This window comes from Comamonas terrigena NBRC 13299, assembly GCF_006740045.1.
GTDB classification, from domain to species: Bacteria; Pseudomonadota; Gammaproteobacteria; order Burkholderiales; family Burkholderiaceae_C; genus Comamonas; species Comamonas terrigena.
Window position 1 is genome coordinate 1,038,105 of the sequence record NZ_AP019749.1, and the last position, 15,153, is coordinate 1,053,257.

At 65.6% G+C, this 15,153-nt stretch carries 16 protein-coding genes; 11 read left to right on the forward strand and 5 right to left on the reverse strand.

Going from position 1 to position 15,153, the window contains the following annotated elements; genetic code table 11:
* From CT3_RS04735 to CT3_RS04745, 3 genes are all read left to right on the forward strand, one after another.
* Positions 1 to 300: a hypothetical protein gene (locus CT3_RS04735; protein WP_066539652.1), complete on the forward strand. Its 300-nt coding sequence runs from the start codon at positions 1 to 3 to the stop codon at positions 298 to 300.
* A gap of 247 nt (positions 301 to 547) precedes the next feature.
* Positions 548 to 1,642 (forward strand): redox-regulated ATPase YchF, encoded by a 1,095-nt coding sequence (gene ychF, locus CT3_RS04740; RefSeq protein WP_066539858.1) that lies wholly within the window; start codon positions 548 to 550, stop codon positions 1,640 to 1,642.
* Positions 1,643 to 2,035: 393 nt separating this feature from the next.
* The gene (locus tag CT3_RS04745) at positions 2,036 to 2,632 is read left to right on the forward strand and encodes an RNA polymerase sigma factor (protein WP_083520552.1); all 597 of its coding nucleotides are present in this window, start codon (positions 2,036 to 2,038) and stop codon (positions 2,630 to 2,632) included.
* A 2-nt stretch (positions 2,633 to 2,634) separates the two neighbouring features.
* Here the strand turns inward: CT3_RS04745 and CT3_RS04750 are convergent, their stop codons facing one another.
* Together CT3_RS04750 and CT3_RS04755 are read right to left on the reverse strand one after the other, a co-directional pair.
* Positions 2,635 to 2,817 (reverse strand): hypothetical protein, encoded by a 183-nt coding sequence (locus CT3_RS04750; RefSeq protein ID WP_066539648.1) that lies wholly within the window; start codon positions 2,815 to 2,817, stop codon positions 2,635 to 2,637.
* 116 nt (positions 2,818 to 2,933) lie between these two features.
* The gene (locus CT3_RS04755) at positions 2,934 to 3,446 is read right to left on the reverse strand and encodes a YqaA family protein (RefSeq protein WP_066539856.1); all 513 of its coding nucleotides are present in this window, start codon (positions 3,444 to 3,446) and stop codon (positions 2,934 to 2,936) included.
* Positions 3,447 to 3,585: 139 nt separating this feature from the next.
* On the opposite strand from CT3_RS04755, the gene CT3_RS04760 reads away from it, so the two are divergent.
* The 7 genes from CT3_RS04760 to CT3_RS04790 all read left to right on the forward strand — a co-directional run bounded on the left by CT3_RS04760 (position 3,586) and on the right by CT3_RS04790 (position 10,451).
* On the forward strand, positions 3,586 to 4,218 hold the full coding sequence (locus CT3_RS04760) for a M15 family metallopeptidase (protein ID WP_066539647.1): 633 nt from the start codon (positions 3,586 to 3,588) through the stop codon (positions 4,216 to 4,218).
* A 166-nt stretch (positions 4,219 to 4,384) separates the two neighbouring features.
* The gene (gene dusB / locus CT3_RS04765; RefSeq protein WP_066539645.1) at positions 4,385 to 5,428 is read left to right on the forward strand and encodes a tRNA dihydrouridine synthase DusB; all 1,044 of its coding nucleotides are present in this window, start codon (positions 4,385 to 4,387) and stop codon (positions 5,426 to 5,428) included.
* Positions 5,425 to 5,682 carry a helix-turn-helix domain-containing protein gene (locus tag CT3_RS04770; protein ID WP_066539644.1) on the forward strand — a complete coding sequence of 86 codons (258 nt, stop codon included), beginning with the start codon at positions 5,425 to 5,427 and terminating at the stop codon, positions 5,680 to 5,682. The genes dusB and CT3_RS04770 overlap by 4 nt, the downstream gene beginning before the upstream one ends.
* Before the next feature lie 64 nt (positions 5,683 to 5,746).
* Positions 5,747 to 7,345, forward strand: a complete 1,599-nt coding sequence (gene purH / locus CT3_RS04775; RefSeq protein ID WP_066539642.1) for a bifunctional phosphoribosylaminoimidazolecarboxamide formyltransferase/IMP cyclohydrolase — start codon at positions 5,747 to 5,749, stop codon at positions 7,343 to 7,345.
* Positions 7,346 to 7,454: 109 nt separating this feature from the next.
* Positions 7,455 to 7,895 (forward strand): c-type cytochrome, encoded by a 441-nt coding sequence (locus CT3_RS04780; RefSeq protein WP_066539640.1) that lies wholly within the window; start codon positions 7,455 to 7,457, stop codon positions 7,893 to 7,895.
* 405 nt (positions 7,896 to 8,300) lie between these two features.
* Positions 8,301 to 9,779, forward strand: a complete 1,479-nt coding sequence (locus tag CT3_RS04785; RefSeq protein WP_066539854.1) for an amino acid permease — start codon at positions 8,301 to 8,303, stop codon at positions 9,777 to 9,779.
* A gap of 66 nt (positions 9,780 to 9,845) precedes the next feature.
* Positions 9,846 to 10,451 (forward strand): DNA-3-methyladenine glycosylase I, encoded by a 606-nt coding sequence (locus tag CT3_RS04790; RefSeq protein ID WP_066539638.1) that lies wholly within the window; start codon positions 9,846 to 9,848, stop codon positions 10,449 to 10,451.
* 70 nt (positions 10,452 to 10,521) lie between these two features.
* Here CT3_RS04790 and CT3_RS04795 read toward each other — a convergent pair whose 3' ends face one another.
* On the reverse strand, positions 10,522 to 11,823 hold the full coding sequence (locus CT3_RS04795; RefSeq protein ID WP_066539636.1) for an N-carbamyl-l-glutamate amidohydrolase ErtE: 1,302 nt from the start codon (positions 11,821 to 11,823) through the stop codon (positions 10,522 to 10,524).
* Between the two features lie 50 nt (positions 11,824 to 11,873).
* Here CT3_RS04795 and CT3_RS04800 point away from each other — a divergent pair, with 50 nt between their 5' ends.
* On the forward strand, positions 11,874 to 12,833 hold the full coding sequence (locus CT3_RS04800) for a LysR family transcriptional regulator (RefSeq protein WP_066539634.1): 960 nt from the start codon (positions 11,874 to 11,876) through the stop codon (positions 12,831 to 12,833).
* A 57-nt stretch (positions 12,834 to 12,890) separates the two neighbouring features.
* On the opposite strand, the gene hemL is transcribed toward CT3_RS04800, so the two are convergent.
* On the reverse strand, positions 12,891 to 14,195 hold the full coding sequence (gene hemL / locus CT3_RS04805; protein WP_066539632.1) for a glutamate-1-semialdehyde 2,1-aminomutase: 1,305 nt from the start codon (positions 14,193 to 14,195) through the stop codon (positions 12,891 to 12,893).
* The gene (gene thiD, locus CT3_RS04810; protein ID WP_066539630.1) at positions 14,179 to 15,144 is read right to left on the reverse strand and encodes a bifunctional hydroxymethylpyrimidine kinase/phosphomethylpyrimidine kinase; all 966 of its coding nucleotides are present in this window, start codon (positions 15,142 to 15,144) and stop codon (positions 14,179 to 14,181) included. Before thiD ends, hemL begins: the two co-directional genes overlap by 17 nt.
* Positions 15,145 to 15,153: the final 9 nt, after the last annotated feature.

Genomic DNA, 15,153 nt, shown 5'->3' on the forward strand with positions numbered 1-15,153 from the left:
ATGAAGTTCGCTTTGATCGCCGCCACCTTGGCTGCCGCTGCACTGGCCGGTTGTGTAAGCAACCCGCCGAAAGACCCGATGGCCAAGGACGCCGCGCCGTATCTGGAAAAGCCGGATTACGACTACGCGCTGGTGTGTGATCTGCGCCACGACGATTTGCGCAAATGCGAGGCCACGCTCAAGCAGCTGTGCGGCGAGCGTGGGTACATCGATCTGCGTGTGCGTCCCTTGCGGGAGCCCGGCGCTGCGGCGGAGAGCTCCACGCACCGCTTGCTGCAGGTCCAGTGCAAGGCGCGCTGAGTCTTCGGCTTCCAGGCTGTCTATCCACCGGGCACCACAGAAACGCTTTGGCGTTTCCTGTAGGTGCCCGTTGTCATTGCAGCCTCATTACAATGCGCCGGTCGTCGGAGGAGGCTTCCGGCATGCATTCACACCAGCAGGGCTGGGTGTACGCAGCAATTTTTCATAGCAGCCATCGTATGCCGCAGGGCATGTGGATGCAGGCATGGCGGACACCGCCACGCGCATTGACCATCAAAGGATTTTCATGAGCCTCAAATGTGGCATCGTGGGCCTGCCCAATGTGGGCAAGTCCACCCTGTTCAACGCCCTGACCAAGGCCGGCATCGCCGCAGAGAACTATCCCTTCTGCACCATCGAGCCCAACACCGGTGTGGTGGAAGTGCCCGATCCGCGTCTGGACCAGCTGTCTGACATCGTCAAGCCCGAGCGCATTGTTCCCGCGATCGTGGAGTTCGTGGACATCGCCGGCCTGGTGGCCGGTGCGTCCAAGGGCGAAGGCCTGGGCAACCAGTTCCTGGCCCACATCCGCGAAACCGACGCCATCGTCAATGTGGTGCGCTGCTTTGAAGATCCCAACGTGATCCACGTGGCCAACAAGGTGGATCCGATTGCCGACATCGAAGTGATCCAGACCGAACTGTGCCTGGCCGACCTGGCCACGGTCGAAAAGGCGATCAACCGCTACAGCAAGGCGGCCAAGTCCGGCAACGACAAGGAAGCCGCCAAGCTGGTGTCGCTGCTCACGCCCATCCAGGCCGTGCTCAACGAAGGCAAGCCTGCCCGCATCGTGCCGGTTTCCAAGGAAGACGCACCGCTGCTCAAGCAGTTCTGCCTGATCACTGCCAAGCCCGCCATGTTCGTGGGCAATGTGTCGGAAGACGGTTTCGAGAACAACCCGTTGCTCGACAGCCTGAAGGCCTATGCCGATGCGCAGGGCGCTCCGGTGGTGGCCATCTGCGCCAAGATCGAAGCCGAGATGTCGGAGATGGACGATGCCGACCGCGACATGTTCCTGGAAGAGCTGGGTCTGGAAGAGCCGGGTCTGAACCGCCTGATCCGGGCCGGCTTCAAGCTGCTGGGCCTGCAGACCTACTTCACCGCCGGTGTGAAGGAAGTGCGCGCCTGGACGGTGCCGATCGGTGCCACCGCTCCGCAGGCCGCAGGTGTCATTCACGGCGACTTCGAGCGCGGCTTCATCCGCGCCCAGACCATTGCCTTTGATGACTACATCCAGTTCAAGGGCGAACAAGGTGCCAAGGATGCCGGCAAGATGCGCGCCGAAGGCAAGGAATACATCGTGAAGGACGGTGACGTGCTGAACTTCCTGTTCAACGTCTGACTGCTCTTGCGGCGCCCATGCGCCGCAATGGAATCGCTACAAAGCCCCGCAGGTGAAAATCTGTGGGGTTTTTTTATTTCTGTCTATTCCATTGATCGGTAATGAGGTCATAAATCCGACGGACGGTTTATTTATGACAGATTGGTTATTGCTGATGGCCAAGTCAATTATTGAAAAAAACTATTTAACCCATGCGGGCGTAAAAATAGTTATTTCTGGGGATGGTGCCCGGGTGCCATCCCTCTTTCAATAGCGCATTCCGGGCAATAGATAGCAGTATCCCTGGGGTGGGTGTTGGTCCCTGTTGGACAGGGGCGCACCGCCACAGATGGACCACATGCCGCAAAGGCTGGCAGTGCTGCACCACGTGATGGCCCGATCAAGCGAGGCATCATGGATCTGGGAATACACCACAGGCATTGGGGCGATGGCGCCATTCGGAACGGCGATGGCAGTCTGGCCCATACGCCGCAGGCAGCAGACACGCATTTACATGGGGTGGTGCTGCTGCATGGCCCCAGGCTGTACCGTTTCATCTACCAAAAAATCGGCCATGTCGCTGATGCCCAGGATCTGGTGCAGCAGACCTTTCTGGAAGCACACCGTGCGCTGTCCAGTTTCAAAGGGGATTCCGAGCTGTCGACTTGGCTGTATGGCATTGCCAAGAATCTGGTGCGCAATTACCTCACCCGCTCGCCCCACAGGCGCTTCGATTTCTGCAGCGATGAGCTGCTGATGGAAGAGCAGGACGGCGGGCCTTCACCGATGGATGTGCTGGACCAGGGGCAGCAATTGCGGGCACTGACGCTGGCCATGTCCGAGATTCCCGAACATATGCGCCAGCTGGTGTGGATGGTGGTGGTCGATGAGCTGTCCTATGAAGAGGCCGCTGCCGCGTTGAATATTCCCAAGGGGACGGTGCGCAGTCGTCTGTCTCGTGCCCGCAGTGCCTTGCGGGCGCGCATGCCCGAGCCTGTGGCCGTGGCCTGAGCTCAGGGCTCTTCGGCGGCGGGGGGCAGCGGCGCGGCGCTCTCGGCGGGTCCGGAAGCTGCGCCCAGCACGGCCGGTCCATGCTGGCGGCGTAGCTCGTCCGAGGCCTGGAGCAGAGCGCGCAGACGCGCAATCATGACCTGGGCCTGGGCGATGATCTCATCGGTGCTGTCGGGATCATTCATCGGCTGTGGGGGAGGAGAATGTGGCAACTCTCTCTGTAACACGGCCGCGGGTGAAGTTCCACTGCTGAATGGGTGTCCATGTGCCGTTCGTCGGGAACGGCCCGCCGGCTGGATGCTCAGCCCGGGATGACGGCCAGGATGGCGCTGGTCATCACCAGGTAGCGCAGGAATTTGCCGATGGCCATGTAGAACAGGCAGGGCCAGAAGGGAAACCGCAGCCAGCCGGCCACGGCGCACAGCGGGTCGCCGACGGCGGGCAGCCAGCTGAGCAGGCAGGCCTTGGGGCCGAGCTTGCGCAGCCAGATGCGGGCACGGCGCTCATGGCGGGACAGTGTGCGGGGCGGCGGGTGGGCGGCGTCGGCCGGATGGCCGGCCTGGCGGCGTGCGCGTGCCAGGGCCCAGGCCTTCTGGGCACCCAGGCCCATCCACCAGCTGATGGCACCGCCCAGCGTGTTGCCCAGGGTGGCCACGCCAATGGCTTGCCAGAACAGCTCGGGGTTGAGCTGCAGCAAGCCGACCACGGCCGGCTCGGAGCCCAGCGGCAGCAAGGTGGCCGATACCAGGGCCACGATGAAGAGTGTGCTCAGACCGAATTGCGGCAGGGACAGCCACTGCAGCAGCTGGTGCATCCAGATTTCCATGGGGTGCAAGTGTAGGTGTTGGCTGGCGTGCGGCCATCCATTGACCCGCTATCCTGCCGCTATGACCCCAATGTGTAACCGAATCGTGCGCAGGTCGCGGCCCGCTTTTCACGCCAGAGCCCGGAGGATGCAGCCCCGCCTGCGCCGCTGGCGTGCGTGGAGTCTGGTCTGGATCTGGCTGGGAGCGGCGCAGCTGGCATGGGCCGGCAATGCGGCCCCGCCGCCGGGCGCTGGCGCGGCGAAACCTGCCGCGCGTGCCGCCGCAGCCCCAGCCCCGTCCTCGGCGCAGCCGGTGGCCGCGCCAATCCCCATCCAGGGGCCGGCCGAGATCGCGGCGCGCCTGGCCGCCGCCGATTGCAAGGGGCTGCGGCTGGAAGCCACATCTTTGACTGCACTGCAGCAAATCCTCCATCCGCTGGGGCTGGCGATTCGCATTCTGGGCTGTCCGCTGGCTCCGGCCCCGCTGAACCAGCGCGTGCTGGCCGTCACGGCCGTGGTGCTGGATGGCGACAAGGCCATGGACACGGTGCGTGGGGCGCTGGGCGATGGCGAGCTGGTGGACATGGGATCGGGCTACCGTCCGTCGCCCTGGCCCAGCCGCCAGCGGCCGGCCGATCTGGAGACGCTGGACGACAGCGAGGTATCGCCGGACGTGCAATTCAACCGCCGCTGGCTGCGCAGCGTGATGGCTTCGCAGGGCTATGCCTCGGTCACCGGCCCCTGGTGGGCCTTCATTCCGGTGCAGCAGCGCCGGCGTTGAGCGCTGCCCGGGGTGCGGGCTGGCGCATCCGACGGACGGGGGCTGGCACAGCCGGGGTACCTGACGTGGGGTTGGTGCTTTTGTGCAGTGCGGCTGTTGCTGAAAAAATGGGCAGGTACAATCTCGCCTCCTTTCGTCCCGCGCTCTCCGTCTCTTTTTCTCCAGCATGTCTGCCCTTCGCATTGGCCAACACACTTTGGCAAATCGCCTGTTTGTCGCTCCCATGGCGGGTGTGACGGACCGGCCGTTCCGCCAGCTGTGCAAGCGACTGGGTGCGGGCTATGCGGTCAGCGAGATGGTCACGTCGCGCAAAGACCTGTGGAACAGCCTCAAGACCAGCCGCCGCGCCAACCACGCCGGTGAGCCCGGTCCGATTGCCGTGCAGATTGCCGGCACCGATGCCCCCATGATGGCCGAAGCAGCCGTCTACAACATCGAACGCGGCGCCCAGATCATCGACATCAACATGGGCTGCCCGGCCAAGAAGGTCTGCAACAAATGGGCGGGTTCTGCCCTGATGCAGAACGAGCCGCTGGCCGTGGAGATTGCCCAGGCCGTGGTCGAGGCCGCACGCCTCTTCGATGTGCCGGTCACGCTGAAGATGCGTACCGGCTGGTGCGATACCCACCGGAATGCCGAGCAGCTGGCCCGGCGTTTCGAGGATGTCGGCATCCAGATGCTGACGGTGCATGGCCGCACCCGCGAACAGGGCTACAAGGGCTTTGCCGAATACGACACGATTGCGGCCGTCAAGCAGGCCGTGAAGCTGCCCGTGGTGGCCAATGGCGACATCACCAGCCCCGAAAAGGCGCGCGATGTGCTGGCCTATACCGGTGCCGATGCCGTGATGGTGGGACGCGCCGCCCAGGGCCGGCCGTGGATCTTCCGCGAGATCGCCCACTTTCTGGACACCGGCACCCACCTGGCGCCGCCCACCGTGGCCGAGGTACGGGAATTGCTTTTGGAGCATCTGCAGGACCACTATGGTCTGTACGGCGAACTGACCGGAGTGCGCAGTGCACGCAAGCACATTGCCTGGTATGTGCGCAGCCTGCCGGGCGGGGACGAACTGAGACGACACATCAACACCATCGACGACTGCCAGGCGCAGTGGCAGGCCGTGGCCAGCTACTTTGACGCACTGGGCAGCCAGATGGAGCGCCTGCCGGAGGGGGGCGTGGAAACCGACATTGAGGAAATGGCCGCATGAGCCAGCAGAACCAAAACATCGAGGAGTGCGTGCGCTCCAGCCTGGAAATCTACTTCCGCGACCTGGGCGGCGAGGCCCCCAACGACATGTACGACATGCTGGTGCGCCTGGTCGAAAAGCCGCTGCTGGAAGTGGTGATGCAGCAGGCCGACCAGAACCAGTCGCGCGCGGCGCAATGGCTGGGCCTGAACCGCAACACCTTGCGCAAGAAGCTGGTGGACCACCAGATGCTGCAAGGCGGCACGACCAATTGACAGCAGCTTGCTCTGATCCCGCAAGCGCCTGAATCTGATTTTTATCCACTTTTCCAAAGCTCCCATGAAAGCTCTGATTTCCGTCTCTGACAAGACCGGCATTGTCGAATTTGCACAAAGCCTGCATGCCCTGGGCGTGCAGCTGCTGTCCACCGGCGGTACCGCCAAGCTGCTGGCCGAAAAAGGCCTGCCCGTGACCGAAGTGGCGGAAGTCACCAAGTTCCCCGAAATGCTGGACGGCCGTGTCAAGACCCTGCACCCCATGGTGCACGGTGGCCTGCTGGCCCGCCGCGAGCTGCCCGAGCACATGGCCGCGCTGAAGGAACACGGCATCGAGACCATCGACCTGCTGGTCGTGAACCTCTACCCGTTTGAAGCCACCGTCGCCAAGGCCGGCTGCACGCTGGCCGACGCTATCGAGAACATCGACATCGGTGGTCCCGCCATGGTGCGTTCCGCTGCCAAGAACTGGAAGGATGTGGGTGTGATCACCGCCGCCGACCAGTACGAGGCCGTGATCGGCGAGCTGAAGGCCGCCGGCAAGCTGAGCGACAAGCTGCGTTTTGCCCTGTCCGTGGCTGCGTTCAACCGCATCGCCCAGTACGACGGCGCCATCAGCGACTACCTGTCGAGCGTGAAGTTCGAAGACGAAAAGCTGTCCGAGACCTATGTGCCCGAGCGCGGCCTGTTCCCCGGCCAGAGCAACGGCCAGTTCATCAAGGTGCAGGACCTGCGCTACGGTGAAAACAGCCACCAGCAGGCCGCGCTGTACCGCGACCTGTACCCCGCACCGGGTTCGCTGGTCACCGGCGAACAGCTGCAGGGCAAGGAACTGTCCTATAACAACATTGCCGATGCCGATGCGGCCTGGGAATGCGTCAAGAACTTTGAAGAATCCGCCTGCGTGATCGTCAAGCACGCCAACCCCTGTGGCGTGGCGATCGGCAAGGATGCGCACGAAGCCTACGCCAAGGCCTTCCAGACCGACCCCACCAGCGCCTTCGGCGGCATCATTGCCTTCAACCGCACCGTGGACAAGGCCGCAGCCGAAGCCGTGGTCAAGCAGTTCGTCGAAGTGCTGATGGCCCCCGACTTCACCGCCGAAGCCCTGGAAATCTTCAAGCCCAAGGTCAATGTGCGCCTGATGAAGATCGCCCTGCCTGCCGGCGGCGACACCGCCTGGAAGCAAGGCCGCAACGCCATGGACGCCAAGCGCGTGGGCTCCGGCCTGCTGCTGCAGACCGCCGACAACCACGAGCTGGCCCTGGCCGACCTGAAGGTGGTCACCGTCAAGCAACCCACACCGGCCGAGCTGCAGGACCTGTTGTTCGCCTGGAAGGTGGCCAAGTACGTCAAGTCCAACGCCATTGTCTTCTGCAAGGACGGCATGACCATGGGCGTGGGCGCTGGCCAGATGTCGCGCCTGGACTCGGCCCGCATCGCCTCGATCAAGGCCGAAGCTGCCAAGCTGAGCCTGAAGAACACCGTGGTGGCGTCGGATGCCTTCTTCCCGTTCCGTGACGGTCTGGATGTGGTGGTCGATGCCGGCGCGAGCTGCGTGGCCCAGCCCGGTGGCTCCATGCGCGACCAGGAAGTGATCGACGCCGCCAACGAACGTGGCGTGGCCATGGTCTTCACCGGCGTGCGCCACTTCCGCCATTGAGAGGCCGTGCGCCTTCCCCGCTGCGGTTGTGCTGCACGGGGAGGGCTTGCGAAATCCCGCAGGCACGCCAGTGCCTGCGACGCATGCGACAAGGCATTTTTGAGTGTCAATGACTGATCACGACGACGAAGACCACTACCCGCCCAAGCCGCGCTGGATCGGCTGGGCGATTGCCATCTTCATGGTAGCTGCCGCCCTGGGCGTGGCCAATATCGGCTGGCGCATCATGATGGTGAGCCCGGCGGAAAAAGCCGCCGAGGCCCTGGTGCAGCAGCACCCGGAACTGGCCGCCGGCAAGAAGCTGGTGGAGACTTCCGATTGCATGCGCTGCCATGGTTGGGACCGCGGCTATGTGGGCCCGGCATTCGTCGCCATTGCCGAGCGCTACCGCGGCCAGCCCGATGCCGAGGCCTACCTGGCCCGCAAGATCCGCGAGGGCAGTGTGGGCGCCTGGGGCAAGGTCATCATGCCGCGCCAGTCGCAGGTGGATGAGGCGCAGTCGCTGCAGATCGCCCGCTGGCTGCTGGCGGCGGAGCCTGTGGCCAAATAAGGGCAGCTTGCTCTGCACACCGGCATGCGGACAGCGTGCCGGTTCACCCAGCCTGCCTTAGGGGCAGGCTTTTTTGTGTCCGGGGTACACCGGAGCCGAAGTGGGCGGGGCAGCGAGGCATGTGCGCAGTGCCCAAGCCCTGCGGTATGCAGGATTGGCGGCGCGGTGGCGTATGGCTTTGCAGTCTGCCTGCGTGATAGGCACGAAAAGCACAGCCTTTGTGAGCGGTGTGGTGGCGCTTAACCGCTTGCGAAGGGACTTGCGGCAAGCAAGCACACAAAACATGCGTCTGATCAGGAAAAGCTGCAGGATTCTGCATAAGGTAAGTAAAAACCCTAGGATTCGCTTTTGAACAATTCAATGGAGTCGCTGTGCCTGGGGCCGGTCCGGCTCCTGGGGGTATGCATGCAGTGGCTGAAAACCAAAACCATTGAACAGGCGCTGGCCGACTCGGATGAGCCGGGCCGCCAGCTCCAGCGCAGTCTGGGTGCGTTCGACCTGATGATCCTCGGCGTGGCCGTGGCCGTCGGGGCGGGCATTTTCTCGGTGGGCGCACGTGCGGCAGGCAGCTTTGCCGGGCCGGCGGTGATCTTCTCCTTCATCCTGGCGGCCGCCACCTGCGCCGTGGCCACCATGTGCTACGCGGAGTTCGCTTCCAGCGTGCCGGTCACCGGCAGTGCCTACACCTACACCTATCTGACCATGGGCGAAGGCCTGGCCTGGATCATCGGCTGGAACCTGCTGCTGGAGATGGTGTCGGCCGGTGCGGTGATCGCCAAGTACTGGGGCATTTACCTCTCCACCATCTTTGCCACCGCGGGTTGGGATGTGCCCAGCACTGTTTACCTGGGCCCGGTGGCCATGGAGTGGGGACCGTTCGTCATCGTCGCCATCTTCACCGCGCTGCTGGTGCGCGGCACCAAGGCGTCGGCGCGGGTGAACAATGTGTTCACGCTGGTCAAGATCGCCATCACGCTGTTCGTGATCGCGGTGGGCTTTTCCTACATGGATGTGAAGAACTTCACCCCCTTTGTGCCGCCGGCACAGCCGCCGGTGATCGGCCATGGCGTGACCGGCGATGTCTGGGGCCAGCCCATGCTGGCCTGGCTGTTTGGCGCCCAGCCCAGCCAGTACGGGTGGCTGGGGGTGATTTCCGGTGCATCGCTGGTGTTTTTCGCCTTCATCGGCTTCGATGTGGTGGCCACCTCGGCCGAAGAGGTCAAAGACCCGCAGAAGACACTGCCGCGCGGCATTTTTGGCGGGCTGGCGCTGGTGACCTTGCTGTACGTGCTGGTGACCCTGGCGCTGACCGGCATGGTGCCTTATACCGAGCTGGCCAAGGCCGAGAACCCGTCGCTGGCCACGGCCTTCGTCAGCGTGGGGGCCAACTGGGCTGCCCAGGTGATTGCCGTGGGCGTGCTGATGGGCCTGACCACCGTGGTAATGGTGCTGCTGATGGGCTCGGCCCGCGTGCTGCTGGCCCTGTGCCGGGACGGCCTGCTGCCGCGCAGCTGGAGTGTGACGTCTTCCACGCACAAGACGCCGGTGCGCCTGCAGCTGCTGGTGGGTGTGGTCATTGCGGGCCTGGCCGGTTTCACCAAGGTGGAGCTGCTGGAGGAGATGATCAACATCGGCACCTTGTCGGCCTTTGTGCTGGTCAGCCTCGGTATTCTGGTGCTGCGCAAGAAGCGCCCCGATCTGAAGACCGGTTACCGCGTGCCGCTGGTGCCCGTGCTGCCCGTGGTGTCGGCGCTGCTGTGCAGCTATCTGATGCTGAACCTGACCACGCTGACCTGGCTGCGCTTCATCGGCTGGATGGCCATCGGTCTGCTGATTTACCTGGCCTACGGCATGCGCCATTCGCGCCTGGCGCGGCCGCAGTAAAGCCTAAAACCCCTTGCAGGGGGCGCAAGCCCCCGCAGGACATGGCGCTTTGCGTACAGTGCAGCCATGTCTCACACTCTTTCTTCTGCCGATGGGCAGGAACGCTGCTTCTGGTGCCAGGGTTCGCCGCTGTACGTGCACTACCACGACCACGAATGGGGTTTTCCGGTCACGGAGGACCGCCGGCTGTTCGAAAAGCTCAGCCTCGAAGGCTTTCAGGCCGGGCTGAGCTGGCTCACCATCCTGAACAAGCGCGAGAACTTCCGCGCCGGCTTTGCCAACTTCGATTTCCACCAGGTGGCGCGCTTCGGTGCGGCCGATGTGGAGCGCCTGCTGCAGGACGCCGGCATCGTGCGCCACCGCGGCAAGATCGAGGCCGTGATCCACAACGCCCAGCGTGCCCTCGAGATGGTGGCGCAAGAAGGCTCGCTGGCCGCCTTCTTCTGGCGCTACCAGCCGGCCACGCCGTCCACCGGGGAGGTGGTGCCGGCACAGACGGCCGAGTCGCTGGCCCTGTCCAAGGAGCTGAAAAAGCGCGGCTGGAAGTTTGTCGGACCCACCACGGTCTACGCCTTCATGCAGGCCATGGGCATGGTCAACGACCATGCGCCGGGCTGCGTCACCCGGGCCGCCGTGGCGCAGGCCCAGCAGCGCCTGCAGCGGCCGGTCTGATGCAGCGGCGCCTTGGTCCGGCCGGTGTCCCCCGCAGGTGGGGAGCCTGGCGCATTCCATCTTGCGGGCTTCAGTCCAGCTGGCGGTCCAGGTCCTGCAGCGTGGCGGCCAGCACCCGGGTGCCGGCCAGCACCTGGGCGGGCGAGGCCCATTCCACGGCGCTGTGGCTGCGGCCGTCCAGGCAGGGAATGAAGATCATGCCCGAGGGGCCGCAGTGGGCCACATACATGGCGTCATGGCCGGCGCCGCTGGGCATGCTCCGGCAGGGCAGCTCCAGGCGCTGGGCCGCCTGGGCCACGGCGGCCGTGACCAAGGTGGCGCAGGGCACGGGGTCCACATGGGTGCGTGGCTCCACCCGCCACTGCACACCCAGGCGGGCAATGGCCGGGTCACAGCGCCGCGCCAGCACCTCCCAGAATTCCTGCAGCACCGGGGCATGGTTGCTGCGCACTTCCAGCGTCAGATCGACCAGGCCGGGCACGGTGTTGCTGGCGTTGGGGGACACCGCCATGCGGCCCACCGTGGCCACCACATAGTGGGGGCGGGTGCGGCTCCACTGGCGTGCCAGGCGCTGGGCCTGGCGAATCACGGTGGCGGCGGCCACCAGGGCATCGCTGCGCTCCTCCATGGGCGTGGTGCCGGCATGGTCGGGCTGGCCTTCAAAGAACAGCTGGGCGCGGCGTATGCCGACGATGTCGGTCACCGCACCGATGGCCAGCCCGGCGCGCTCCAGCATCGGGCCCTGCTCGATGTGCAGCTCCACAAAGGCGGCAAAGCCGTCCGCGCGGCGGTCGGCCTCGGCCAGCGCGTCGGGGCGGGCGCCCAGGCGCTGCAGCGCCTGGCCCAGGGTGTCGCCCTGGCCGTCGCTGGCGGCCAGCATGTCCGCGCTGAGCTGGCCGGCCATGGCGCGGCTGCCCACGCAGGAAATGCCGTAGTCGCTGGGTTCCTCGCAGAGGAAATCGATGACCTCGAACGGGTGCTCCAGCATGGTGTCTGCATCCTGCAGGGCATGGGCCACTTCCAGGCCGGCCAGCACGCCCAGGATGCCGTCAAAGCGCCCGCCGGCATTCACCGTGTCGGTGTGCGAACCCGTGGCCAGGGGCTTCAGATCATTGCGCCGGCCGGGGCGGCGGCCGATCAGGTTGCCGGCAGCATCCAGGCGCACCTGCAGGCCGGCCGCTTCGAAAGCCTGGCGCAGCCAGGCGCGCGCGGCCGTGTATTCGGGGCTGAAGGCGCGGCGGGTCCAGGGCACATCGGGCCGGGTGAAGCCGGACAGTGTCTCGAGGCTGCGCCACAGGCGCTCGCCGTCGATGGGCGGTAAGGCAGAAGGCTGGGTGGCAGGGAGGGAGGAGGGGGCGGAAGCGTCGTGCATATGGCCTAATCTTCGCCTGCGTCAGCTATGAAAGGAATCTTGGGTTGCTTATGCAAGGTATCAGCGAAACTTTGGCCAATGCCCCCAGCCTGGTCCTGCTGCGCAGCTTCTGCCTGGTGGTGCAGGAAGGCAGCTTTTCCCAGGCCGCAGCGTTGCTGCAGCTGTCCCAGCCGGCGGTCAGCCTGCAGCTGCGGCAGCTGGAGCGCCAGCTGGGCACGCGCCTGATCGAGCGTGTGGGCCGGCGCGCCGTGCCCACGGCGGCAGGGCAGGCCCTGCTGGCGCAGCTGCCGGCCGTGGCCCTGGCGCTGGAGGGGCTGGAGCAGGCGCTGGGCTCCCATGCGCGCGGGGTCAGCGGCCAGGTGCGCATCGGCACCGGGCTGACCGTGTGCCTGTACCTGCTGCCTGCCGTGCTGCGCCAGGTGCGGGCACGTTACCCCGGCATCGACATCGTGGTGGTCACCGGCAATACCGAGGAATGTGTGCGCCGCGTGGAGGACAACAGCCTGGACCTGGCCCTGGTGACCTTGCCCGTGAACCGCCGGGCCCTGCTGGCCACGCCGGTGCTGCGCGACGAGCTGGTGGCCGTGGCCCGTGCCGGGCTGCTGGGGGCCGGCGCGAGCGCCACGGCGGCCCAGTTGCGGCCGCTGCCGCTGCTGGCGCTGCAGAAGTCGGCCAGCACCCGGGGCGTGGTGGATGCCTGGCTGCGCCGGGGAGGCGAGCTGCCGCGTCCCCAGATGGAGCTGGACAGCGTGGAGGCGCTCAAGGAAATGGCGGCCATCGGTCTGGGCTACGCCGTGCTGCCGCGGATGGCCATGCAGGGCCGGGGGGCGCGGGACGATCTGGAACTGCGCCCGCTGGCGCCACGGCTGGAGCGCAGTCTGGCCATGGTGCTGCGCAAGGACAAGCCGCTGGGCCGGGCCCTGTCCGTGGTCTGCCAGAGCATCCAGGCCCATGGACAGGCCTGGGAACAGGACCAGGACTTGGACCTGAAGCCCCGCCCGGCACCCTGATCCAGGCAGCAAAACGCCGGGCAAGCCCGGCGTGGTGTGCAGCGGTGTGCGGGACGCTCAGAGCGTCTTGAACACCTGGCGGGCCGCTTCGATGGTGCGGTCGATGTCCTCGTCCGTGTGGGCTGCGCTGACAAAGCCCGCTTCATACAGCGCCGGGGCAAAGTAGTGGCCCTGGTCCAGCATGGCGTGGTAGAACTTGTTGAAGACCTTGCCGTCGGTCTTCATCACTTCGGCGTAGGTCGTGGGCAGTTCGGGCAGGAAGTAGAAGCCGAACAGGCCGCCTTGCCAGTCCACGCTGAAGGGAACGCCTGCGGCGCTGGCTTCGGACTTCAGGCCTTGCATCAGGTGGCCGGTTTTCAGGTGCAGCTCGGCATGGAAACCAGGGCGGCTGATCAGCTCCAGGGTCTTGAGACCGCAGGCCGTGGCGATCGGGTTGCCCGACAGCGTGCCTGCCTGGTAGACCGGGCCCAGGGGCGAGAGCTTTTCCATGATCTCGCGGCGGGCGCCAAAGGCCGCCATGGGCATGCCGCCGCCGATGACCTTGCCCATCACGGTGATGTCGGGGGCAAAACCCGGGATCTGCTGGGCATACAGACTTTGCGCACCGCCCAGGGCCACGCGGAAGCCGGTCATGACCTCGTCGTAGATCAGCAGGGCGCCGTGCTCCTGCGTGAGTTCGCGGATGCGGCGCGTGAACGCCACGCTGGCGCGCACGAAGTTCATGTTGCCGGCGATGGGCTCCATGATCACGCAGGCGATCTCGCTGCCCATCTTGGCAAAAGCCTCTTCGAGCTGGGCCACATCGTTGTACTCGAGCACCACGGTGTCCTTGGCCACATCGGCGGGCACGCCGGCCGAGGAGGAGGCGCCGAAGGTCGCCAGGCCCGAGCCGGCCTTGACCAGCAGCGCATCGGCATGGCCGTGGTAGCAGCCGTTGAACTTGATGATCTTGTTGCGGCCGGTGTAGCCGCGGGCCAGACGCAGCGCGCTCATGCCGGCTTCGGTGCCAGAGCTGACCATGCGCACCATGTCCATGCTGGGCATGAGTGCACGGATCTGTTCAGCCAGCACCACTTCGCGCTCGGTGGGGGCGCCGTAGCTGAAGCCTTCGAGCACGGCGGCCTGCACGGCGGTCACCACTTCGGGGTGGCCGTGGCCCAGGATCATGGGGCCCCAGCTGCCGATGTAGTCGGTGAACTGCTGGTCGTTCTGGTCCCAGAAATAGGCGCCCTGGGCGCGTTGCACAAAGCGGGGGGTACCGCCCACAGCGGCAAAGGCACGCACGGGCGAGTTCACGCCGCCGGGGATCACGGCCTTGGCGCGTTCGAACAGGGCAATATTCAGGTCAGTGTTTGGTGTCATGGGGGGGCATCACAAAGCCCTCGAGGGGCGCAGTGGTTGCAGGGGTTGCCGTGCCACCCGGGGTGGTGGCATCGGTGTCTTCGTCGTCTTCGGGCTGCGCCCAGAACATGCGGTCCGGCAGGAAATGGCCCATGCCGGGGCGAAACCCGTGGTCCAGGCAGCGGTCCAGGTATTCCAGGGCTTCCTCGGACGCGGCGCCCAGGTCGTTGCCGGTGGCCAGCAGGGCGGCCAGTGCGGCCGACAGGGTGTCGCCAGCGCCGATGAAGCTGCCGTCGAACAGCTCGTATTTGCTGCTGCCCAGCACGGTCTCGGGCGAGGACAGCACGTTGTCCACGAACTGCCCCGGCAGGGGAATGCCGGTCACCAGCACGAACGGCACATCCTTTTCCTGGGCCGCCATGGCCAGGTCGCGGGCCGTGGGCGGGCGGCTGTGTTCCCAGTCGGGCAGCAGCCAGCGCCACAGCGTGCCGTGGTTGCCCACCAGCACCGAGGTCTGGGGCAGCAGCAGTTCCTGGAAGGCATCCAGGTACTGCTCCATCTGGTCGCTGTCCCACCAGGACAGGTCGGGCATGTAGCTGATGATGGGGATGTCGGGATAGTCGGTGGAAATCTCGGCGATCACCGTCAGGATTTCCGGCGAGCCGACAAAGCCCACCTTGATGGCGCGCACCGGAAGGTCTTCCAGCACGGCGCGTGCCTGCTCGGACACCCATTCGTCATCCAGGCGGTGGTGGTCAAAGATGCGGTTGGTGTCGCGCACATAGGTCCCCGTCACCACAGCCAGCGGGTGACCGCCCACGCTGGCGATGGTGGTGATGTCGGCGGTCAGGCCCGATGCACCGCAGGGATCGCAGGCGTTGAAGCTCAGCACACACACCGGATCCGTGAGCGCCAGCTCGGCGTCTGCCTCAGATTCGGTGGGTGGAGGGGAAGGAGGGGAAATGGCCATGCGCGAGTC